28 protein-coding genes are annotated in these 20,462 nt (G+C 36.7%); 23 read left to right on the top strand and 5 right to left on the bottom strand.

From position 1 onward, the window contains the following. Nucleotides 1-48: 48 nt before the first annotated feature. Nucleotides 49-1,002 carry an aromatic acid exporter family protein gene (locus ACI6MV_RS02510; protein WP_407268300.1) on the top strand — a complete coding sequence of 318 codons (954 nt, stop codon included), beginning with the start codon at nucleotides 49-51 and terminating at the stop codon, nucleotides 1,000-1,002. A 54-nt stretch (nucleotides 1,003-1,056) separates the two neighbouring features. Then, the gene (locus ACI6MV_RS02505) at nucleotides 1,057-1,578 is read left to right on the top strand and encodes a L,D-transpeptidase (protein WP_407268298.1); all 522 of its coding nucleotides are present in this window, start codon (nucleotides 1,057-1,059) and stop codon (nucleotides 1,576-1,578) included. A gap of 112 nt (nucleotides 1,579-1,690) precedes the next feature. Here the strand turns inward: ACI6MV_RS02505 and ACI6MV_RS02500 are convergent, their stop codons facing one another. Both ACI6MV_RS02500 and prli42 read right to left on the bottom strand, forming a co-directional pair. Beyond that, nucleotides 1,691-2,116 (bottom strand): hypothetical protein, encoded by a 426-nt coding sequence (locus ACI6MV_RS02500; protein WP_407268297.1) that lies wholly within the window; start codon nucleotides 2,114-2,116, stop codon nucleotides 1,691-1,693. 639 nt (nucleotides 2,117-2,755) lie between these two features. Beyond that, the gene (gene prli42, locus ACI6MV_RS02495; protein WP_407268296.1) at nucleotides 2,756-2,890 is read right to left on the bottom strand and encodes a stressosome-associated protein Prli42; all 135 of its coding nucleotides are present in this window, start codon (nucleotides 2,888-2,890) and stop codon (nucleotides 2,756-2,758) included. A 144-nt stretch (nucleotides 2,891-3,034) separates the two neighbouring features. On the opposite strand from prli42, the gene ACI6MV_RS02490 reads away from it, so the two are divergent. The 4 genes from ACI6MV_RS02490 (at nucleotide 3,035) to ACI6MV_RS02475 (ending at nucleotide 6,971) form a co-directional block, all read left to right on the top strand. Continuing rightward, entirely contained in the window at nucleotides 3,035-4,603 is a 1,569-nt protein-coding gene (locus tag ACI6MV_RS02490; RefSeq protein ID WP_407268295.1) for an acyl-CoA mutase large subunit family protein, read from the top strand. 19 nt (nucleotides 4,604-4,622) lie between these two features. After that, nucleotides 4,623-5,033, top strand: coding sequence for a cobalamin-dependent protein (locus ACI6MV_RS02485; RefSeq protein WP_407268294.1), 411 nt, complete (start codon nucleotides 4,623-4,625; stop codon nucleotides 5,031-5,033). Nucleotides 5,034-5,105: 72 nt separating this feature from the next. Continuing rightward, nucleotides 5,106-6,230, top strand: coding sequence for a M20/M25/M40 family metallo-hydrolase (locus ACI6MV_RS02480; RefSeq protein ID WP_407268293.1), 1,125 nt, complete (start codon nucleotides 5,106-5,108; stop codon nucleotides 6,228-6,230). A gap of 183 nt (nucleotides 6,231-6,413) precedes the next feature. Then, complete coding sequence (locus tag ACI6MV_RS02475; protein ID WP_407268290.1) at nucleotides 6,414-6,971, top strand: cupin domain-containing protein; 558 nt, start codon at nucleotides 6,414-6,416, stop codon at nucleotides 6,969-6,971. A gap of 94 nt (nucleotides 6,972-7,065) precedes the next feature. Here ACI6MV_RS02475 and ACI6MV_RS02470 read toward each other — a convergent pair whose 3' ends face one another. Continuing rightward, the gene (locus tag ACI6MV_RS02470) at nucleotides 7,066-7,542 is read right to left on the bottom strand and encodes a staygreen family protein (RefSeq protein ID WP_407268287.1); all 477 of its coding nucleotides are present in this window, start codon (nucleotides 7,540-7,542) and stop codon (nucleotides 7,066-7,068) included. A gap of 251 nt (nucleotides 7,543-7,793) precedes the next feature. Here ACI6MV_RS02470 and ACI6MV_RS02465 point away from each other — a divergent pair, with 251 nt between their 5' ends. The 7 genes from ACI6MV_RS02465 (at nucleotide 7,794) to ACI6MV_RS02435 (ending at nucleotide 11,838) form a co-directional block, all read left to right on the top strand. Beyond that, nucleotides 7,794-8,159 (top strand): DUF3221 domain-containing protein, encoded by a 366-nt coding sequence (locus ACI6MV_RS02465; protein WP_407268285.1) that lies wholly within the window; start codon nucleotides 7,794-7,796, stop codon nucleotides 8,157-8,159. Between the two features lie 33 nt (nucleotides 8,160-8,192). After that, complete coding sequence (locus tag ACI6MV_RS02460) at nucleotides 8,193-9,062, top strand: VanW family protein (protein ID WP_407268283.1); 870 nt, start codon at nucleotides 8,193-8,195, stop codon at nucleotides 9,060-9,062. A 36-nt stretch (nucleotides 9,063-9,098) separates the two neighbouring features. After that, the gene (locus ACI6MV_RS02455) at nucleotides 9,099-9,806 is read left to right on the top strand and encodes a hypothetical protein (RefSeq protein WP_407268281.1); all 708 of its coding nucleotides are present in this window, start codon (nucleotides 9,099-9,101) and stop codon (nucleotides 9,804-9,806) included. Further along, the gene (locus tag ACI6MV_RS02450) at nucleotides 9,803-10,546 is read left to right on the top strand and encodes a hypothetical protein (RefSeq protein ID WP_407268279.1); all 744 of its coding nucleotides are present in this window, start codon (nucleotides 9,803-9,805) and stop codon (nucleotides 10,544-10,546) included. The genes ACI6MV_RS02455 and ACI6MV_RS02450 overlap by 4 nt, the downstream gene beginning before the upstream one ends. Before the next feature lie 67 nt (nucleotides 10,547-10,613). Then, entirely contained in the window at nucleotides 10,614-10,778 is a 165-nt protein-coding gene (locus tag ACI6MV_RS02445; protein ID WP_407268277.1) for a hypothetical protein, read from the top strand. Nucleotides 10,779-10,892: 114 nt separating this feature from the next. Next, nucleotides 10,893-11,546 (top strand): VanZ family protein, encoded by a 654-nt coding sequence (locus ACI6MV_RS02440; RefSeq protein ID WP_407268276.1) that lies wholly within the window; start codon nucleotides 10,893-10,895, stop codon nucleotides 11,544-11,546. Nucleotides 11,547-11,598: 52 nt separating this feature from the next. Next, nucleotides 11,599-11,838: a hypothetical protein gene (locus ACI6MV_RS02435; RefSeq protein ID WP_407268275.1), complete on the top strand. Its 240-nt coding sequence runs from the start codon at nucleotides 11,599-11,601 to the stop codon at nucleotides 11,836-11,838. A gap of 211 nt (nucleotides 11,839-12,049) precedes the next feature. Here the strand turns inward: ACI6MV_RS02435 and ACI6MV_RS02430 are convergent, their stop codons facing one another. Beyond that, on the bottom strand, nucleotides 12,050-12,544 hold the full coding sequence (locus ACI6MV_RS02430) for a fasciclin domain-containing protein (RefSeq protein ID WP_407268274.1): 495 nt from the start codon (nucleotides 12,542-12,544) through the stop codon (nucleotides 12,050-12,052). A 285-nt stretch (nucleotides 12,545-12,829) separates the two neighbouring features. Between ACI6MV_RS02430 and ACI6MV_RS02425 the strand changes: the two genes are divergently transcribed. The 7 genes from ACI6MV_RS02425 to ACI6MV_RS02395 all read left to right on the top strand — a co-directional run bounded on the left by ACI6MV_RS02425 (nucleotide 12,830) and on the right by ACI6MV_RS02395 (nucleotide 17,381). Next, complete coding sequence (locus tag ACI6MV_RS02425; protein ID WP_407268272.1) at nucleotides 12,830-13,726, top strand: vanadium-dependent haloperoxidase; 897 nt, start codon at nucleotides 12,830-12,832, stop codon at nucleotides 13,724-13,726. 256 nt (nucleotides 13,727-13,982) lie between these two features. Further along, nucleotides 13,983-14,465, top strand: a complete 483-nt coding sequence (locus ACI6MV_RS02420; protein WP_407268271.1) for a DUF2975 domain-containing protein — start codon at nucleotides 13,983-13,985, stop codon at nucleotides 14,463-14,465. Nucleotides 14,466-14,475: 10 nt separating this feature from the next. Next, nucleotides 14,476-14,691 carry a helix-turn-helix domain-containing protein gene (locus tag ACI6MV_RS02415; RefSeq protein WP_407268270.1) on the top strand — a complete coding sequence of 72 codons (216 nt, stop codon included), beginning with the start codon at nucleotides 14,476-14,478 and terminating at the stop codon, nucleotides 14,689-14,691. An 85-nt stretch (nucleotides 14,692-14,776) separates the two neighbouring features. Further along, nucleotides 14,777-15,346, top strand: a complete 570-nt coding sequence (locus tag ACI6MV_RS02410; RefSeq protein WP_407268269.1) for a hypothetical protein — start codon at nucleotides 14,777-14,779, stop codon at nucleotides 15,344-15,346. A 35-nt stretch (nucleotides 15,347-15,381) separates the two neighbouring features. After that, the gene (locus ACI6MV_RS02405) at nucleotides 15,382-16,155 is read left to right on the top strand and encodes a DUF817 domain-containing protein (RefSeq protein WP_407268268.1); all 774 of its coding nucleotides are present in this window, start codon (nucleotides 15,382-15,384) and stop codon (nucleotides 16,153-16,155) included. A 213-nt stretch (nucleotides 16,156-16,368) separates the two neighbouring features. Continuing rightward, nucleotides 16,369-16,722, top strand: coding sequence for a DUF3221 domain-containing protein (locus tag ACI6MV_RS02400; RefSeq protein WP_407268267.1), 354 nt, complete (start codon nucleotides 16,369-16,371; stop codon nucleotides 16,720-16,722). A gap of 68 nt (nucleotides 16,723-16,790) precedes the next feature. Further along, nucleotides 16,791-17,381 carry a YdeI/OmpD-associated family protein gene (locus ACI6MV_RS02395; protein WP_407268265.1) on the top strand — a complete coding sequence of 197 codons (591 nt, stop codon included), beginning with the start codon at nucleotides 16,791-16,793 and terminating at the stop codon, nucleotides 17,379-17,381. 76 nt (nucleotides 17,382-17,457) lie between these two features. Here ACI6MV_RS02395 and trhA read toward each other — a convergent pair whose 3' ends face one another. Next, entirely contained in the window at nucleotides 17,458-18,093 is a 636-nt protein-coding gene (gene trhA, locus ACI6MV_RS02390; protein ID WP_407268452.1) for a PAQR family membrane homeostasis protein TrhA, read from the bottom strand. A gap of 219 nt (nucleotides 18,094-18,312) precedes the next feature. Between trhA and ACI6MV_RS02385 the strand changes: the two genes are divergently transcribed. From ACI6MV_RS02385 to ACI6MV_RS02375, 3 genes are read left to right on the top strand one after another with little or no spacing between them, the layout of a single operon-like run. After that, nucleotides 18,313-18,816: a GNAT family N-acetyltransferase gene (locus ACI6MV_RS02385; RefSeq protein ID WP_407268264.1), complete on the top strand. Its 504-nt coding sequence runs from the start codon at nucleotides 18,313-18,315 to the stop codon at nucleotides 18,814-18,816. A gap of 21 nt (nucleotides 18,817-18,837) precedes the next feature. Then, entirely contained in the window at nucleotides 18,838-19,932 is a 1,095-nt protein-coding gene (locus tag ACI6MV_RS02380; protein ID WP_407268263.1) for a Gfo/Idh/MocA family protein, read from the top strand. 34 nt (nucleotides 19,933-19,966) lie between these two features. Continuing rightward, complete coding sequence (locus tag ACI6MV_RS02375; RefSeq protein ID WP_407268262.1) at nucleotides 19,967-20,332, top strand: hypothetical protein; 366 nt, start codon at nucleotides 19,967-19,969, stop codon at nucleotides 20,330-20,332. Nucleotides 20,333-20,462 lie beyond the last annotated feature (130 nt).

The raw sequence follows: 20,462 nt of genomic DNA, 5'->3' as shown, positions 1-20,462 counted from the left end.
GTACAATAGCTAACAAATACATATTTTAATTAGTAAGGGGCCATTTACGTGAAAATTGGCTATCGTACCATCAAGACCGCAATTGGAACGCCAATTGCGATTTGGATTGCAGAACTGATGCAATTAGACAATTATGTTTCAGCTGGGATTATTACGATTCTTTGTATACAAACAACAAGAAAGCAGTCGTTTTTAAGCTCTTGGCATCGGTTAGGTGCATGCTTACTGGCGATTGTGTATGCTTTTGTGATTTTTGAACTTATTGGCTATCACCCATTGTCAATCGGATTGTTATTATTGTTGTTTATTCCTACAACGGTAAAGTTCAGACTGACACCTGGAATTGTCACAAGCTCGGTTATTTTGTTGCATTTATACATGTCAGACCATATCGATTTTTCGCTAATAGTGAACGAGTTAGCATTAATTGTGATTGGGATTGGGACAGCTTTAATACTTAATTTGTATATGCCAAGTATGGAAAATAAGTTAAAAGTAATGCAGACTCAGGTAGAAGACAACTTTGCTACGATTTTGAGGGAAGTAGCGATTTATTTGCGAGAAGGACGGCAAACGTGGACAGGAAAAGAATTAACGGAAACAGAAGAATTGCTTAATGATGCAGAAAAAGTAGTTTTACGAGATGTTGAGAATCATGTGTTGCGAGGTAATCAACCTTATTATGATTATTTTAAAATGCGAAAAAAGCAATTTGATTTATTACGAAGAATCCTTCCGCTTGTTAGTCGTATCGACGAGTCGTATGAACAATCTTACCGGATTGCCGGATTTTTTGACCAATTAGCAGCGGCTGTGCATCCAGGCGACACAGCAGCAATTCATTTGCAAACGATTGAAGATATGAGACATGAATTTGAAGCTGCTGACTTGCCAATAACGAGACAAGAATTTGAGACAAGAGCAAATTTGTTTCAACTCTTATTTGAGATTGAGCGTTATTTAGTTTTAAAGAAACAGATTATGTCCAAAAAAAGAATTTAGTAAAAACAATCAGATCGGATAAGCTAAATACAAATCCAGAAATGAGGGGTGTGTATGAAAAGCTTACCGATCTTATTTGCGTTGTTTTTATCGCCCTTGTGGCCACTAGTCGTAACACCAGCAGAAAACACACCTGTTGTGATCGTAAATAAACAAGTAAATCAATTAGCATATATAAATAATGGTGAAATAGTTGAGATATATGATGTAGCAACAGGAGCAACGGAGGAAATGACGCCAAACGGACTGCATACAATCATCGTCAAAGCGATTGAACCATATTATCGGAAAAAGAATATTCCTGGCGGTTCGCCAGACAATCCTTTAGGAAGTCGTTGGATTGGCTTTGACGCGAATGGTACCGATGGAAGAATATTTGGTATCCATGGAACAAACAAGCCAGAATCAATCGGAACGTATACATCTGCAGGCTGTGTGCGCATGAAAAATGAACAAGTTGAAGCTTTATTTGAAAAAGTGCCGATCGGGACGAAGGTGTATATTACACGTTCAGATAAAGGATTTGATGTGATTTTGCAGGAGATGAAGGAAAAGTTGCAGACTGGTGAGATTTAATTTTTGGGGACCCGTGGACTGATGTGGAATGAGGAATCTTTAGAACTAGGAGAATGTTAGTGAAAAAATCCATTCTTGATTAGTTTCAGAATGGATTTTTTCGGTTTACTACTTAAGCAAAGTTACAGCGACATCTAGAGAAAATTAACCTATTATTTTTCCTTAGCAACTCATCTATTGCCCAGAAGATTAAAGCTGTAATTGTAGCAAAAATAGAAGCTACATTCACCTCGACTACAAACAACGAAATTTCTGAACCCATTTTGAATATAATCCCAAATGATACCCCGAAAAACAGATGAACGATAAACGCAATCAAAATTCGTACGTTTCCGGTTAATTGTTTTCCTAAGTAATCTGAAAGGAACGTAACTGGAACACCATAAAGTATAATAAAAGGGGATATAAATAGACTAAACATTCCTGTCATTACTATTAACTCAAAAGGTTGCCTCCACTCTCCAAAAAACAATGAAAAAATAAGTAATAGAGAAACAGGGGTAGCTAATAAAACTGTAACAATCTTTCTTTTTATCATTAAAATCCCTCCTAATCTAGATTATTAAATTTTCGTCAGTTGAAGGAAGCAACGATGTTTAAATACGATATTCTAAGTGTATCATAAGCTTCAATATTCTGTATTGAGTTTCCTAGGGTTTTCTTTGAAATTGAGTTATTGCGTAACATATCAAGAATCAGACATAGTGCTTAGTGGTGTGCTAGAACATTGATATGGAAAAATACTTCGCGGGGAACACTGGAGTGAGGTGTGTTTTTCTATTATAATCCAAATCGTTTGGCAGCGGAGGCAAGTGTTGGGTTGGTTAGCCGTTGAAGGCCATCCGTGCCCTTATCTGTGACAAAATCGGTATTATTATAATTGAGCGGCTACGAGCGCACTTATTTAACTAATATTGTTGGTTCAGTAGGTTGTTATTGGTAAATAAGAGCTTTGGTGGCCGTCAAAACATCAAAATAGGAAATTTAAGAGAAATAAGCGCATATATGGCCGCTCAATCACTTAGCTTCTTAGCTGGTATAGCTAATGTGAGAGAGTTGTCAGTTTGGTATAAATCATAACCCAACAAAAAGACCAACAAATGTAACTTACTAATTTGTTGGTCTTTTTTAAATAGGTAACATCCTCTGTTTAAGGTTGTACCTAAACTTCTCATTTTTATATAAAAAGTGCTAATCCGTAGGTTATTGATGATAAAACCATGGCAATGATCATAATGTAAATAATAACTTTCATGCGTCGTTCTCTTTTTGACGGTTTTCTTGTTGTTTGTTGCTTTGCTTTAGTAGCCAATAGTCTCTCCTCCTTCAACCAATCTACTTTTATTATTTTACCTTGAAATTGCCGATAGGACAAGTCTATCTAGTGATAATAAATCTAGATCTTAGTGAATAAAATGGAAGTATGCCTTATGTTTTCTTTAAGAGAGGAGCAAAAATGGTAACGCAACTATTTACATTTTGTAAGATGGATTGGCTACGTCAGCTATTTGGTGAAAATACACATTTCCATGAAGCCTTTATTCAGGCAAAAGAATTGCCGGGGCAATATCCTTTTACGAGAGGTATTTATGCTAATATGTACCAAAGCAAAAAGTGGACGATGCGGCAGTATGCTGGATTTGGTTCGGCGAAACAAACAAATGCCCGTTTTCATTTTTTATTAGATAAAGGTCAAATGGGTTTATCCATAGCGTTTGATTTACCAACACAGCTTGGATTGGATTCTGATCATCAGCTTGCAAACGGTGAAGTGGGTAAAGTTGGTGTAGCGATTGACACTTTAGCTGATATGGAAGCGTTGTTCGATGGAATTCCACTTGATCAGGTAAGTACCTCGATGACGATCAATGCTCCAGCAATTGTTTTACTAGCTATGTATACTGTTCTTGCTGAACGACAAGGCGTTTCTTTAACAAAGCTAAAAGGAACGATTCAAAATGACCTTCTCAAAGAATATGTTGCAAGAGGCACATATATTTTCCCGCCACAATCCAGCATCCGAATAACAACTAATATCCTCGTTTATACGCATGCTAACATGCCCAAGTTTAAACCAATTAGTATTTCTGGCTACCATATGCGTGAAGCTGGTTGTACTACCGCGCAAGAACTCGCTTTTACATTTGCCAATGCAATGACTTATTTAGACGCTGCAATTGAAGCGGGTATAGCGGTCGATGAAATTGTCCCTAAATTATCATTTTTCTTTAGTGTTCATAATCACTTTTTTGAAGAAATCGCCAAACTACGTGCCGCTAGAAGAATTTGGGCAAAAATGATGAAGGAAGATTATCATGCCCAATCCCCGGAAAGCTGGAAGTTAAAGATGCATACGCAAACAGCGGGTTCTACTTTAACAAAACAAGAACCGTACACCAACATTTCGAGAGTGGCGATTCAGGCACTAGCAGCTGTACTTGGAGGAACACAAAGCCTGCACACGAACGGTTATGACGAGGCGATAGCTTTACCTAGTGAACAATCTACTTTAACAGCATTGCGCACCCAGCAAATCATCGCGCATGAAACCGGAGTTATTGAAACACCTGATCCACTTGGAGGATCTTTTTATCTCGAAGCATTAACAGATGCAATCGAAATCGAGGTAGTAAAGTATATGCAAGAAATCAAAGAGCAAGGCGACATGCTAGCAGCAATAAAAAATGGTTATGTCGAAAACCAAATTCAAGATGCTGCATATGAGGCACAAATTAAAATTGAAAATGATTACGATGATACAGGCGAAACATTTGCTAATGATTGGGAAATAGATTGGCCAATCGATACTCCTGAAATCGAATCTGCACAAATACGTCAATTACAACAGTTGAAAAATGCACGAGATGCTAAGCTCGTCGCCTTGTCCTTGTTACATTTAAGAAAAGCAGCGCAGGACGAGACGATTAATCTATTTCCGGTTGTAGTGGAAGCAGTTAAAGCTTATTGTACAGTCGGTGAAATTTGCTGCGTATTTCGAGAAGTTTTTGGTGAGTATCGAAAGTGATCATGGGGAGGTTTCGTATGTGGAAGAAATTAAAGTGTTAATCGCAAAACCTGGATTAGACGGTCATGACCGCGGCGCATTATTTCTCGTTCGGGCACTAAGAAGCTATGGGATGATGGTCTATTACACGGGAATTAGAAAAACACCACGCGAAATTGCAGAGGAAGCGATCGCACGACAAGTTGATGTGATTGGTTTATCCTGCTTATCTGGTGCGCATAATACGTTATTCCCAGAAGTAATCAAGCAACTACAGTTGTATAAAAACACAGCAATTCCTGTTATTGGTGGAGGCGTGATTCCTACTAAGGATATACATTTTCTTCAGCAACAAGGCATTAAGCGGATTTTTACGAGTGAGTCCTCAAGCTCTGAAATCGCAGCATACATTAGAGAACTCGTGCAAAAACATCAGACAGCTATGTCGTGATAATTGACATTAGCCTACCGATTCGCTAACGTACTAAGTAGTCATAGCTATAGCTAGAGGAGGACAACATCGATGCCTAAAGTGAATCAAGATCGACTTGTTAACGAATTTTTAGAACTCGTACAAATCGATTCAGAAACGAAGTATGAAGCAGAGATTGCAAAAGTATTAAAACAGAAATTTACAGATTTAGGATTAGAAGTATTTGAGGATGACAGCCAAAAAGAAACAGGTCATGGCGCAGGCAATTTAATTTGTTTGTTAAAAGGTACAAAATCAGAAGTTGATACCATTTATTTCACTTCTCATATGGATACCGTCGTTCCTGGGAAAAATATTAAGCCGAGCATAGAAGACGGCTATATTGTCACCGATGGTACGACAATTCTTGGTGCAGATGATAAAGCAGGATTAGCAGCCATCTTGGAAGCAATTCGTGTTTTAAAAGAAAATAACATCGAGCATGGAGATATCCAGTTGGTTATTACCGCAGGTGAAGAATCCGGATTAAGAGGAGCAAAAGCACTTGATCCGAAACATTTAAAAGCGAAGTATGGCTATGCAATTGATAGTAATGGCCAAGTTGGTGATATTATCGTAGCTGCTCCAACCCAAGCAAAAGTCCATGCAATCGTAAAAGGTAAGACCGCTCATGCAGGCGTTGCACCTGAAAATGGTGTGTCTGCAATTACAATTTCATCGAAGGCAATCTCGAAAATGCCTTTAGGTCGCATAGATGAAGAAACAACGGCGAATATCGGTCGCTTTGAAGGTGGTACGCAAACGAATATTGTGTGCGACCATGTCACGATTTTAGCTGAAGCACGCTCATTAGTACCGGCAAAAATGGAATCACAGGTAGAAAAAATGAAGCAAGCATTTCACGAGGCAGCTGTGGAAATGGGCGGTAGTGTAGAGGTGGAAATTGAAATCATGTATCCAGGCTTTAAACAAGCAGCTGGAGATCATGTGGTTGAAATCGCTAGACGCGCCGCAAAAACGATCGGCCGCGAAAGTAACCTTGTACAAAGCGGCGGTGGCAGTGACGCCAACGTGATCGCGGGACACGGTATTCCTACCGTTAATTTAGCAGTTGGATACGAAGAAATTCACACGACAAATGAAAGAATGCCAGTAGATGAACTGGTAAAAATTGCTGAACTTGTGACCGCTATTGTGGAAGAAGCAGGGAAATAGAGTTATTACTGAAAACGGGCTTCTATATGGGGCTCGTTTTTTTCTGGTTATATGGAGACAATTTCATAATTACCATATACAGCTAGCTAAACGTTATATAGGCTAGGTAATCATTAAAAAAGGAGTACATTCCCTTTTCCTCTACATAGGATAATGTTATAAACAGAGAAAGGGTTGAGGAAAATGTACTATCCTACAAATATGTATCCAAATCCATATCAAAATCCTTATTATGTTCAGGTACCACTATATAACTATGGAAGACAGCCTGTATATTCAGCTGTACCTGATCAGTATAATTATAATTCTTTTCATGCTTCCTATAGTGAAAGGATTCCGTTAACGGATTACGGACCAAACCCATTTACCATTAACATTAATGAAGCAACGAAGCAAAACAATACGTATCGTACGGCATTATGGACGGGAGCACATTTACAAGTCACGTTAATGAGTATCAAAGTTGGCGGAGATATTGGATTAGAAATGCACTCGGATGTTGATCAGTTTTTACGTATTGAACAAGGGCAGGGTGTCGTGCAAATGGGTAAAACTAAAAATAATTTGAACTTTAGAAGAAATGTCTACGATGATGATGCAATCGTGATTCCTGCTGGAACATGGCATAATCTGACCAATACGGGCAATGTTCCGTTAAAACTTTATTCGATTTATGCCCCGCCTAACCATCCATTTGGAACGGTTCATACTACGAAAGCAGCTGCGATGGATGCGGAATAAGACTCTATTTGCCTATAGAGGAGTCTAAACTAGCATGAATAAAGGATATATTTAAGGGTGTTGTCAACGTGACAACACCCTTATTTTAGAAATTTTAACGCATTGCAAGCAAATCAGTTAAGTAGGTGCGAGGAGTGCCATAGTAAATAAATTGTCTGTATTGCGGGTAAGTTGATTGAAAATAGATATAGATCGGGGCATCAAGAAGAGATGGGTAATATACAAAGAATTGTTGGTCCCCGTAAAGGATTCCTTTCAGTGCCAAATCCATTTCTTTTCTAAATATGTTAAAACGGATTGCTGCCTCTGCCTCGCTAAACTCACCTTGATCAACATATGCTTTGCCAACTAGGGAAAAGCGACATTGCCTATCTTTTGTCCATTTGGCTAGTACCTCATCTCGCATTTTCCAATTAATATTATCATAATTGTACACATATCCAATAGCTAAAAATAATTCGGCAGTAGCGTCGGAATGAGTGAGCGTGTATTTTCTACCTTCGACTGGTTGCGCGTAACTAGCAGGTGGAATAAAGTTCACGGATAACTTTTGTGGGTTAAAATTAGACATAGATTTTCTCCTTTCTTCGTATGTCGATGTACTTATTGTTATAAGGTGCACACGAAAGCCCAGTTTTCTGGTTAGTCTATGTATATTACTTTCTATTGCATTGTGTGTGCTTCGATGCCGTTTTTATAGGCAAGTCACCAGGCGAGTTTGTGGGTGTATAATATGGAATGTGTAAAGTTTAACTGTAATTTTATGTTAAAATATATAGAGAGTGAAGAATTGTCTCTAGCAATATTTGCAGGAGGGATTAGATGAAGAATTCAACAAACATTCGAATAAGTACTGTTTTGCTCATTTTACTAGTGTTATTTACTTCTGGATGTGTAGAAAAAGATGCAATCTCAACAGATCCGTCCATTGAAGGATATGTCTTCGATATTAAAGAGGACAGGGTATTAGTTGCTTATGATATTACAACAGAGAAATACAATCAAATACGTGATAAAAAATTAGAAGATTTGAGTGTAAGTGATGCGTATGTTCCACTTATTTCTTTAAGCTATGAGAAGACAAGTCGTTTAAATAAAGGCGATCAAGTCGATGTATGGATTGATGGTGGAGTCGAGGATTCATACCCGCAGCAAGCTAGTGCTAAAAAAATTGAAGTGAAGGATTAAAAATTATCCTTCAATACTAGTAGGAGGCTTTGTATGGAATGGAACTGGCGGCAATCACAAAAATTGAAACCTATTAAAAGAAGCAAGCTAAGAATATACTTAGGTGCAAAATATTATCGGCTTAGAAGAATAATAGAATGGTATACAGATGAAAAGAAGTATGTATCGACAATTGATGAAAATCTATACCCTTATCAAATTAAACAACACCAAACAGTATTGCGCAGGCAACTGAAAGATGTAGATATGTGGTATCAAGAAAATAAGATTATTAATTTGAAGATTGCTGTAAAGAAGCTGAACGGAGTAGTTATTAAGCCAGGGGAAACATTCTCTTATTGGAAGCTAATCGGACGGACTACGAAGCGAAAAGGATATACAAAAGGGATGGTTCTTCATTATGGGAAGTTTAAACCAGGTGTTGGTGGAGGATTATGCCAACTTTCCAATCTCATCTATTGGAACACATTACATACGCCACTAACCGTTACAGAACGACATCGTCATAGTTATGATGTTTTTCCGGATTCTAAACGAACACAGCCTTTTGGAAGTGGTGCAACATGTTCATACAATTATTTAGATTTACAGATTCATAATAAAACAACAAACACGTTTCAACTTTGTTTAAAATTGACTGATGACTATTTAGTTGGAGAATGGCGCGCATTAAATCCTGAAATGAAGTTATATGAAGTTTATGAAAAAGAACAAAAAATCACGCATGAACATTGGGGTCATTATGTTAGACATAATATGATATATCGTAAAGTTTTCAATGGACAAAATGAACAAATTGATGATGAGTACATTACGGAAAATCATGCATTGATGATGTACAATCCTCTGCTTGAGTACGATGGTGATGTTAATAATCCTAAATCAAGCAATGAAACGGGCTGAAAATTCATAATATAAAGTAGAAACGAAGGTGAGTGGATGGGGAATTTCAATGCAGTGACAATCATGATGAGCTGCTTAACATTGGTTGTAATCGTAATTATAATTTTTTTGAAATATAAAAAGCTACAAGATAAACCAAAACTATGGAAGGTTTTTCTAGTTTTATTATTTGGGATGTTTGCTATTTCTTATAATTGGAATTTCCAGGACGTGGTGGTTCGATTACCAATACTACCTTTAGGTGTTTGGATCTTATTGTTTGTTTTTCGAAATAAGAAAGAACGATGGTTAGTATATCGTCCATTTGCATGGCTTGGATTTTTTTCGCTATTTTTGTTTATTTTGACGACGTTGCTTACGATTCCGATAAATAAAGTGTTTTACCCTAAGGACGAACTTTCAACCTATATTGCAAATGTAGACGATGCATCAATTATTGCAACACATCCATCAGCAGAGAGCCGTTCGCTGAATAAAGAAAATCTGGCAAACGAAATAAGCGAAATGGAGCAAGAGGAAATCTATAGTGATCAATGGTATGGAGAAATGACTAGAAACATAGATACTGCAGCTATAGATGAACGGTTTCCATATCAACTAACAGGATCTTCAGCAAAGTTTGGAAGTGGAGTTGTACGTGTCATTTATGTGGAGAAAGACGGCAGAGGCTTGCTGATTACGACGCCAAAAGGACAATACTACTTCCGTTCTGATGACTCACTGTTTAGGGGAGGCAATCAATGACTAAAAAAAGACTATCTATCATCTCAATAAGCATAATTATTTTATTAGCCTTATTCTTAATATATTGGTTTTATTTTGCGAAGCCGACCTTGTTGCCATCAGATGAACAAATGGTAGAGAAAATGAATCAAGTTTTTCCGATTGCTAATGTAGAAACGATTCAGGATACGATTAAACTTGATGCTGAGCACGTATTTGTTCCATTTATATCTACGGATAACCACTATGGTGTGAGCTATTGGGAATGGAAAATGCACAGCTGGAAACCAGTTAACATTGATACAGTAGGAGAACCGATGGTATGGAAGATTGATCGTAACGATCCCACTTCCAATCATATCCTGTGGAACATCCACCCGGAGGATAAGGTTAGCTACGCGAATTTCTATTTGATTCGCGATCGTAACTACCATATTTCATACGGAGAACATACGTATGTTCCAAAGATTCAAATGGAAGAAACCGTGAATTTTGAAGAGAAATCATACGGTGTGCTGCAGATGCCTGATAATTGGCGTGCATTTATGAATACAGCAAATAAATTAGCATTAGCCCAAAACTCTCAGAGGTATTCTTCTAGTTTACTGCAGGACGTTAGCGTATATATAGGTTGGACGCCATTTGAGGAAAACAATGAAGTAGCTTTCCCGGAAAACTCTGTGAACGGAAGTGGTTATAGTAACGGTAATGTTGATATGAATTTCGTGATGTTTGTGGGAGAATCTGATTTGGAAAAGTAGACATAAATGTGGTAAAGGTAAGAACTTAGGTTAATCATTTGTGAGAACTAGCGAGGGGGATTAAAACTTGGATGATTGGATAATTGCTATAGGTCTTTTGTTATTGGGTGCCTTAACTGAATTGATTGCTTCGAAAATTATTAAAAATAAAAAAACAAAAACTTTAGTCGTGACTTCGATTTGGGTTGTAGTATTAATAATAGCTTTATCGTTATGGTTTATGCGCAGATAATTCAATTGCTTGTAACCAATTCATGAAGTGTCAGGATAGCCTGGTGTGTGAACATGCAAAAGTACATAATTTTAGTGATCCGGGACATAACGTTGATTTTGGGAGGATAAGAGTGTGGGGTTAATATCAATATATTTACAAAGTATGATCAGCTATATGTTAGTTTTGTTCCCGTTTTACCTTGTAGTAAGGTTTATTTTCTTGAAGAGAACACGAAAAAAAATAATTTTAACTCATGAAGCTGTTTTAGCTATTTTTGTTATATATGTTGTCGGATTGGCTTCACAAACAGTTATACCATATTGGAGTATGGGAATAAATAGTCTTACTGGAGAGTTCTATTTTCTTCTTAATTTATCGCCTGAAAACACACATGTTAATTTGCTGCCATTTCACACCATCCAAGAATATATTAATGGTTCAAACCCAAATGTGGATGAATGGGAGAGTGTGTCACTTTTAAATATTATGGCAAATATACTGTTGTTTTCGCCTATGGGTTTCTTTCTTTCCTTGTTTTTAAATAAGAAAAGTCTATTTATAAGGGTTTTGATGATAGGATTTTTAATAACTTGTTCAATTGAAGTTATTCAATTTTTTATCGGAAGAAGTACAGATATCGACGATGTTATTTTGAATACAATTGGAATTATGATAGGTTATTGGATGTTTTTATTATGTAGCTTAGTTATCGTAAAACCTTTACTAAAAAAACGCATAAAATCAGATGATGAACTGGAAAATACGTTTTTAAATATGGAAGATTAGTTTAAAGGTGGTATAATAATTAATATAAATCCTTAGAAAGGAGGAAACTGCTGTGGAAGACATTTTAAAACAAATTTTAGGGGAGCTAAAAGGAATTAAGACAGATATTGGCGTGCTTAAGACTGGACAAGCAAGAATAGAAAGTGGGCAACAAAAATTACAGCAAAACTTAATAGAAAGTCTTGGGAGTTATACAGAGAAAATTACTGAACATGTTGATGACAAAACAGAAGTATTGAATAAGAGTGTTTACAAAGTAGAATCTGAATTAAAGAGATTAAGCAGACAGTAGAGGAAACCAAACTTAATTACTGGATTTTTTTCTTGCTTTCTCATGTTTAGCTTAAAGTAATGACTAGTTTTAGTGGAAGGGTTCACAAATACCTCACAACGTCCCCTTATAAATAATAAATTCAAATATAAAAAACGAAAAAGGACCACAATATGGAGTCCATGTAGTCCCTTTCTTATTTAGTCCAATGATAAATTTTTTAACTAATTCCTTAAGGTATCAATACCTTATCAATAACATGGATCACGCCATTAGACGCTTCTATGTCAGGTGTAACAACATTCGCTTTATTAACTCGAACAGGATTTAGTGAAATTTTCACATTCTTCTCCGCTAATGTTTTGACTTTCTGTCCGTCTTTCAGGTCACCAGACATTACTTTGCCTGACACAACGTGATATAGCAGAATTTCCTTCAAATCTTTTCTTTCTAATAGTTGTTCTGCAGTTATGTTTAATTCCTTTAATAACTTTTCAAATGCCGCATCAGTTGGGGCAAATACTGTAAATGGTCCTTCTCCTTTTAGCGTATCAACCAAATCAGCTTTTTCTAGAGCTGCAACCAATGTTTTGAAGTCACCTGTTTCTTTTGCGATATCGACAATATCTTTTGGACTTTCTGAATTCTCTTCTGCCAATACACTAACTGCAAATGCCGGAATCATCATAACCACAAACAATAAAATCGCTAACTTTTTCTTTAACATGCGCTAATCCCTCCTAATATTAATCAACAAAAATATAAAGACGATAAAACCTAACTTATAATCGAGCTCATTTTTAAGATTTATCCTCCCAATATTTTGCTTCTAAGGTAGTATCTTAAAAATTGACACTTTTATCCTAAAATACAGAAAAAAATTTACTTTTTGATTCGTAGATAAGATTGGTTTTCGCGATAGGTAAATGGGTGGTTTACCTGTGCTCATGTCTATTACATTCTGGTCATATGCACATAACATAATAAAAACGAGGAATGTGGTGAAAAAAACATGTCAAAAAATAAGAGGCAATATGAGTTATGGACGGATATACCTTACTCTGGAGAAAATCACCCTCCCGATAATCCAGAAGAGCCATTGGCGGGTTCGTGGAGAACTTATTTTATTCGTCATGATCAAGATGTTGGATTTGAAACATTAGATGGGAGACCGATAAAACTAGAGATAGAAAGTCCTGTTTCCGTTGATTTCGAAAAAGAATTAAAGGTAGTACAACGTGTATTGGATAATATTACAGAAGATCAAATAACAAAAGCACAATATTGGGGAACTGGCGCACCGACAAAACAATGGACGCCAGTGGCAGATCGGTTAATTGACACTTACGGTGTTGAGGCACCGAGAGCTGCTAGAATTTTAGCAATATTACAGGCCGGCATAAATGATGCATTTGTAGTAACGTGGTATTTAAAATACAAATGGATTGTAGCTCGACCAAACCAGCTTGACCAAGACTTAGTTACTATTATTTGTACACCAAGACATCCATCCTATCCATCTGGGCATGCAGTTGTTTCAGGTGCTGCAGAAACAATATTAAGTTACTTTTTCCCAGCGGAACGTAAAAAGATTCGTGCGCTTGCTGAAGAAAATGCAATGTCAAGGCTCTTTGCAGGCGTACATTTCCCATCGGATAATAACCAGGGTCTTAGACTTGGCCGTCAAATCGGCGAAATAGTTATAAATGAAGTTGAAAAAGATCATAACAGCGCTGGGAACGCCATAGAAACGCCTTATCGTCATTCTAGAAATGCAGTCCTAATGCCTCCACCATACGAACAAGTCATTCCATATGAATTTGATTCACCATGTGCTAGCAGAACGGTTACGAGTATAACTCCACAACGAAATAATAATCTACCGAAACCGAAGCTTTATGTAAAATAACCTTAATAGCCTATGCAATCACAAGTTATTGGTTAAAAGATAGCGCATTTATTTTTGTGATAGTGGGTTCTAAATTTAGTATTTAAAGCTATAAAAAGAATAACTGAACGAAGAGCATTTCCTAATCTAAAGGGAATGCTCTTATTTGTGTTTGAATGGATAACAACAATAATGTATTAATTATTAATAATTATTTATTGTAAAACGATAAACATCGTGATAAAATCAAATCACAATAAATAGTGAGGTGTTCTTAATGAAACTTGGTTCTACACTCTTTTTAAAATTAGCCGTTATTCTTATTGGTTTTCCAATTCTTGCTTTGTGTATCTTTTTAGTACCAGAGATTGCGAATTTTGCAGCTGAATTATATCCAAATATTGCGGTCATGAAATATCTCGTTTTCATCCTTTTTTATGGCGCGTCAATTCCTTTTTACTTTGCTTTGTATCAAGCTTTTAAACTTTTAAGTTATATTGACAAAAACAATGCGTTTTCTCAAATTTCTGTAGGGGCATTAAAGAATATTAAATATGCTGCAGTTACAATTAGTAGCATGTTTGTGCTGGGAATGCCGTTATTTTATCTAGTAGCGGAGGTTGATGACGCTCCTGGTATTATTATTATCGGCATGATTCTTGTTTTTGCTTCAGCGGTAATTGCAGTATTCGCAGCTGTTCTCCAACGACTTTTGCAAGAAGCTATCAATATAAAATCAGAAAATGATTTAACAGTCTGAGGTGGATCATATGATAATAATTAATATTGACGTGATGTTGGCAAAAAGGAAAATGAGCGTAACAGAACTTTCGGAAAAGGTTGGAATTACGATGGCAAACCTTTCTATTTTGAAGAATGGCAAGGCAAAAGCAATTCGATTATCTACATTAGAGGGCATTTGTCAGGCGTTGGACTGTCAGCCAGGGGATATTTTAGAATACAGAAATGATGAAGAAACCTTATAAAAATTCCGAGAAGTAGGTGGTTGCGACACCTGCTTCATTGATGAGGGGTATTTCTTCTGAAAAAAATATTTAAAAGGTGAGGATTATGATCAAGCAAAAAAAGATTTATATCCTTTTAACTGATACAGGAACGGTTTTAACAAGATTAATAAAATCTTATACGAAAAAACCTTATAATCATGCTTCAATTGCCTTTGATGCTGAATTAAATAATGTGTATAGTTTTGGGAGAAAGACAGCGAATAACCCTTTCATTGGTGGATTTGTTAAAGAAAATATTCGTTCCGTCTTATTTTGTCAATCTGATTGTGCGATTTACAGTTTAAGTGTAACAGATGATGAGTTTCAAAAGATGAATCAATATATCCTAGAAATAGCTTCCAAAAAGGAAAAATACCGCTACAATTTTATAGGATTATTTGGTGTGCTCTTTAAAAAGCCAATAAAAAGAAGGAATGCTTTTTTCTGTTCTCAATTTGTGGCAGCGGTACTAAAGGAAAGTAATATCATAGACTTTGAAGAAAAAGAATTTTCTATGGTTAAGCCAAGTGATCTAACTGTTTTGGCAGATTTCCGGTTAGTTTTCGAAGGTAGATTACAAGAATTTCAAAATAGTGAAGCGGAAGATTATGTACCAATTATTCAGTATAGTTGATAAGAAAACCAACAACAACATGGGAGGTATAATCCATGAGAGCACTAAAACAACTTGTTCGTTTTGGATGGCAGCACGCGCTATCCTGTTTGTTTCCTGTCGTAATATTTGTCTCTTTGGCTATCACACAAATCCTACCACTTCCATTTTTGCCACGATATGACTGGTTGCTTATCATCTGTCTTCTAATGCAGTGGGCGATGGTACACTTTGGTCTTGAAACAAGAGATGAACTAAAGGTAATTACTCTGTTTCACCTTATTGGTCTTACACTTGAGATTTTCAAAGTGCATATGGGCTCCTGGTCTTATCCGGAAGAAGGATATTTTAAAATTTTAGGCGTACCTTTGTATAGTGGATTTATGTATGCGAGTGTTGCGAGCTATCTTTGTCAGGCGTGGAGAAGGTTTTCAGTTGTACTCGTGAAGTGGCCACCTTTTGTAATCGTTGTACCTCTTGCAGCTGCAATATATTTGAATTTTTTCACACACCATTATTGGATAGACGTTAGGTGGTGGTTAACTGGAATTGTCTTATTCGTCTTTTGGCAATCATGGGTCACATACGAAGTTGGCAGTACTCGTTACCGCATGCCGCTGGCAATCGCCTTTGTATTGATCGGATTTTTTATATGGATAGCTGAGAACATCGCAACGTTCTTCGGTGCTTGGGAATATCCTGGTCAAACCGAAGCATGGAGTCTCGTTCATGTAGGCAAGGTTAGTTCCTGGCTGTTGTTAGTGATTGTTAGCTTTCTAATAGTCGCAACACTTAAACAAGTTAAGGAACAGATTCCGAAACGAGGTTAAACGGACCACAGTCATGCAAAAAAACTAAACAAAGAAAGCGTCATGGACCGATTCCATATTTTTGTCTTAAAAAACGCTTGGGGTTTTATGTTAAAATAAAGGAGTGGCTAGCGAGAAAGTATTCCTTTGTGTAAAGAGGTTAAACTTTGGCTACTTATGAATTTTTCGCATCCAATAAGAATCTACCAAAGGTGAATTATTGGGGGACTGCAAATGTCAGGTTTAACTCAAATAAAAATCTTGTTAGTTTTAATCCTTAGCACTTTATTAGGCGGTTGTTCAGAGGATTTCTCTGAATCTAAAACGCCAGATATAAAAGGATGTATTTATAAAGTAGATGAAAAGAAGATGTTAGTTATCCAAGACATTTCCAAGGAGATTTTTGATGAAATTAAAGACTTACCGATGGATCAGATAAAAGAAGACAATCGACTAATTCAATTAAGTTATAATGACAGTCAGTCCTTTCATAAGGGTGATCTAGTAGAGGTTTGGTTAGAAGGGGACGAGATAATGACTACTAATCCAGCTCTGGCACCAGCAAAAAAGATTAAGTTAAAAGAATAGATTCGGGCGGAAATAAAAAGATTAACTGAGCAATCAAGAGAATCTAAAACTGAAACGAGGTATTATCAATGACTAGTAAAATGAATTCTAAAGTTGATTCATTTATCAGTAAAGCGAAAACATGGCAAGAAGAGTATGAAAAGTTAAGAAATATCGTTATTGATTGTGAGTTGACGGAAGAGTTTAAGTGGGGGAAGCCTTGTTACACGCTAGATGGAAAAAACATCGTTCTAATACATGGATTTAAAGATTATTGTGCGTTTTTGTTTCACAAAGGTGCTTTGTTGGAGGATACACATGGGATTCTAATCCAACAAACAGAAAACGTGCAGGCCGCTCGTCAAATTCGGTTCACCAATATTCAAGAAATAGTTGATATGGAAAGTATGCTAAAAACCTATATTATTCAAGCTATTGACATTGAAAAAGCCGGTTTGGAAGTGAATTTAAAAAAGACTTCAGAATACTCAATTCCTGAGGAACTTCAAATTAAATTTGAAGAAATCCCAGCGTTGAAAACTGCTTTTGAGGAATTAACGCCAGGAAGGCAAAGAGCCTATATTCTTTATTTCTCTAATGCTAAACAATCGAAAACCAGGGAATCAAGGGTTGAAAAATATTTGCAGCAAATTCTAGCAGGTAAAGGATTAAATGATTAGTATCGTTATAGAAAAAAACTTATTACTCAAAAAAGTCTAAACCAATATCTGATTTAAACTTAATACTTTCATTAGCTTACAGCAATGTCAAAATGCCAAAAAAGTGCGTTACCGTTCCTCCTAGCACAAACATGTGCCAGATCGCATGATGGTATTTAAATCCACGCCACATGTAGAAAATGGAGCCGATTGTGTATAGCAGTCCACCAGTTACGAGCAAAACGATTCCGGCAAAGGCAACTTTTTGTACAATAGGACTCCAGACGAATACGATCGACCAGCCCATAACAATGTACAGAATTGTAGAAGTAAACAAATATTTTTTCACGAAAAAGCATTTGAAAATGGTACCACCAATTGCCAGTCCCCAGATGATTCCAAATAATGTCCACCCTTGCCAACCTTTTACGACTGTAAACAAAAATGGCGTAAACGAACCTGCGATAAAAAAGTAGATGGAAGAGTGATCGAGAATCTCGAATACATCCTTCGCTTTTCCTTTTGGGAGTGCATGCACAAATGTTGATGAGATATAAAGCAATAACATCGTTACACCAAATAAACTGAAACTAACAACGTGCCAAACATTGCCGTACAGTGTAGCAAAAGTAATTAAAAGTGCTAATGCTGCCAGGCTAAACACCGCTCCAATTCCATGAGTAACTGAATTTGCTATTTCTTCGCCCTTACTAAATGTATGTGTTTTAGCCAATATAAACTTCCTTTCAATCTTTGCATCTAATTGCTTTATAATATATTTCATAGTTTTAGAATGTGCTTAAGCTTCATTTTAAACGATCCATATTAAAAGAACAGTTACGTTTGTCATGGTTTTTTGTGAAGATATTAGTATATTATGCTAATATTTAGTAGTAGCTAGTGAAACATTGTTTAACTGATGAAGTGAATTTGTAGAAATGAGGAATCAGATATGAATAGTCGAGTATTAGATGAGCAAGATGCTCAGGAATATCAAGCATTACGTTTACGTGCATTACAAACTAATCCAGAATCATTTGGATCAACATACGAGAGAGAAGTTGAATTTTCACTTGAAGCAGTGCAAGCACGATTGAAGCCAATGACGGATAAATTTGTGTTAGGTACCTTTGATGAACGTGGTTCGTTAGTTGGAACGGCTACTTTTGTGCGTGAGAGTGGCATGAAATTTGCCCACAAAGGAAATGTTTTTGGCATGTATGTTGCTCCAGAGAGCAGAGGGCAAGGAATAGGGACATTTCTTATAAATAAACTTATAATGAAGGTGAAAGATTGTGAGGGTTTGGAGCAGATCAACTTAACTGTCGTATCAAATAATTTAGCTGCAAAAGAATTGTACAAGTCAGTAGGTTTTGAAGTGTTCGGAACGGAAAGAAATGCACTGAAATATAACGGGGAGTACTATGATGAAGATTTAATGGTAATTCAATTATAAATCGGAACCCTAATAATAGAAATGGGGATAATCATGGAGAAAATATGCCGTTTTAGTATTATTGGTGGAAGTGGTTTTCGGGCACAATATTACTTGCGAATTTCTAAGGCTCTTCCAGATCTCTTCCAAGTGACTGGAATGGTTGTTCGGAATGAAGAGAAAGCAAAAGAGATGGAGAAACAGTGGAATATTCCAACGTATCCGACATTAGCAGCTTTATTAGATAAAGAGACTCCTGATTTTGTTGTTGTCTCCGCTAACCCACAAGCATGTGCAACCTACATACTAGAATTAGCTAAACATCAGATTCCAGCATTAGCTGAAACCCCTCCAGCACCGGATTTTGCGGGATTAATTATGCTTCATGAAAAACTAACTGAAAAGGGAGCGAAAGTACAAGTAGCAGAGCAATATCACTTTCACCCGATTCAACAAGCTCGATTATCACTGATTAACGAAGGGCGTTTAGGAAAAATCACAGAAGCGACCGTATCAATTTCTCATTTTTATCATGGAGTGAGTCTATTAAGAAAAATGCTAGCTGTTGGGTTTGAAGATGTGGAAATACGTGGGAAAAGGTTTTACTCCCATCTAGTTGCTGGACCGAGCAGGGCAGGTTACCCGGCAGAAGAGAAAATCGTAAAAGCCCCACGTGATCTTGTTTGGCTAGATTTTGGAGATAAACTTGGCATCTATGACTTCACAAAAGACCAACATCGCTCCTGGATTCGTTCCAATCATCTGTCCGTTCGAGGTGAACGTGGGGAGATCTTTGACAATAGAGTTAAGCTATTAAAAGATTTCAAAACACCAGTACATATTGACTTGAAGCGCATCAATAAAGGTGAATACGAAAATCAAGAAGGGTTATTTTTATACGGTATCTTAGCAGGTGAAGACTGGGCCTATAAGAATCCCTTTGTTCCAGCGCGGTTATATGATGATGAACTAGCAATCGCAACATGCTTGGTGAAAATGATAGATTATGTGCAAGGTGGACCGAGTTTTTACAGTTTACGTGAAGCTTCACAGGACTACTATTTGGGTATGAAAATGGAAGAAGCACTAACTACTGGAGAAACGATTAAAACATCTCGACAGCCTTGGGTGCAATAGGATTGCGCAGAAAAAATTCATGAGGATGAGATACATGAAAAAGGTAATGGTATTATTTGCTATAGCGATCATTACGTTTGTGTCAGTTTTGTTGTTTGATTTGAGTACGAAAACGCTTGAGGGAACCGTAACAGATGTTGACGATAACAATCAAGCGTTCACAACGGATTGCCCGGTTATTAAATTTAGCAGAAATGGCAGAGATGATATCGGATATTTGTGCCATGTGCAAATTAATCAAGATACGACAATCAGCAATAATGACGGTGAAACGTTATCCTTAGAGCAGGTTCACGAGGGAGCTAGTGTTTCGATTGTTTTAGCAAGAAGACAATTCATTACAGCGGGCAATAGAAGTATGATAGCGAAGGAAATTATTCTGTTACGAGAAGAGAATTAAAAGTTGAGCATAACTTACCACAGACATTGGCAAAAGGTTTCTAGTTCCTCTAAGACTATCAATCTACCAAAACTAAGTTACGCTTGAGTGTACGTATGAATTGTTGTAACATAAGACTATAATTTAATAT

This window comes from Radiobacillus sp. PE A8.2 (genome assembly GCF_045635475.1).
Lineage (GTDB): Bacteria > Bacillota > Bacilli > Bacillales > Amphibacillaceae > JBJGXI01.
Note: the sequence above shows the minus strand (reverse complement) of the source record. Positions and strands in the feature narration are given on the sequence as shown.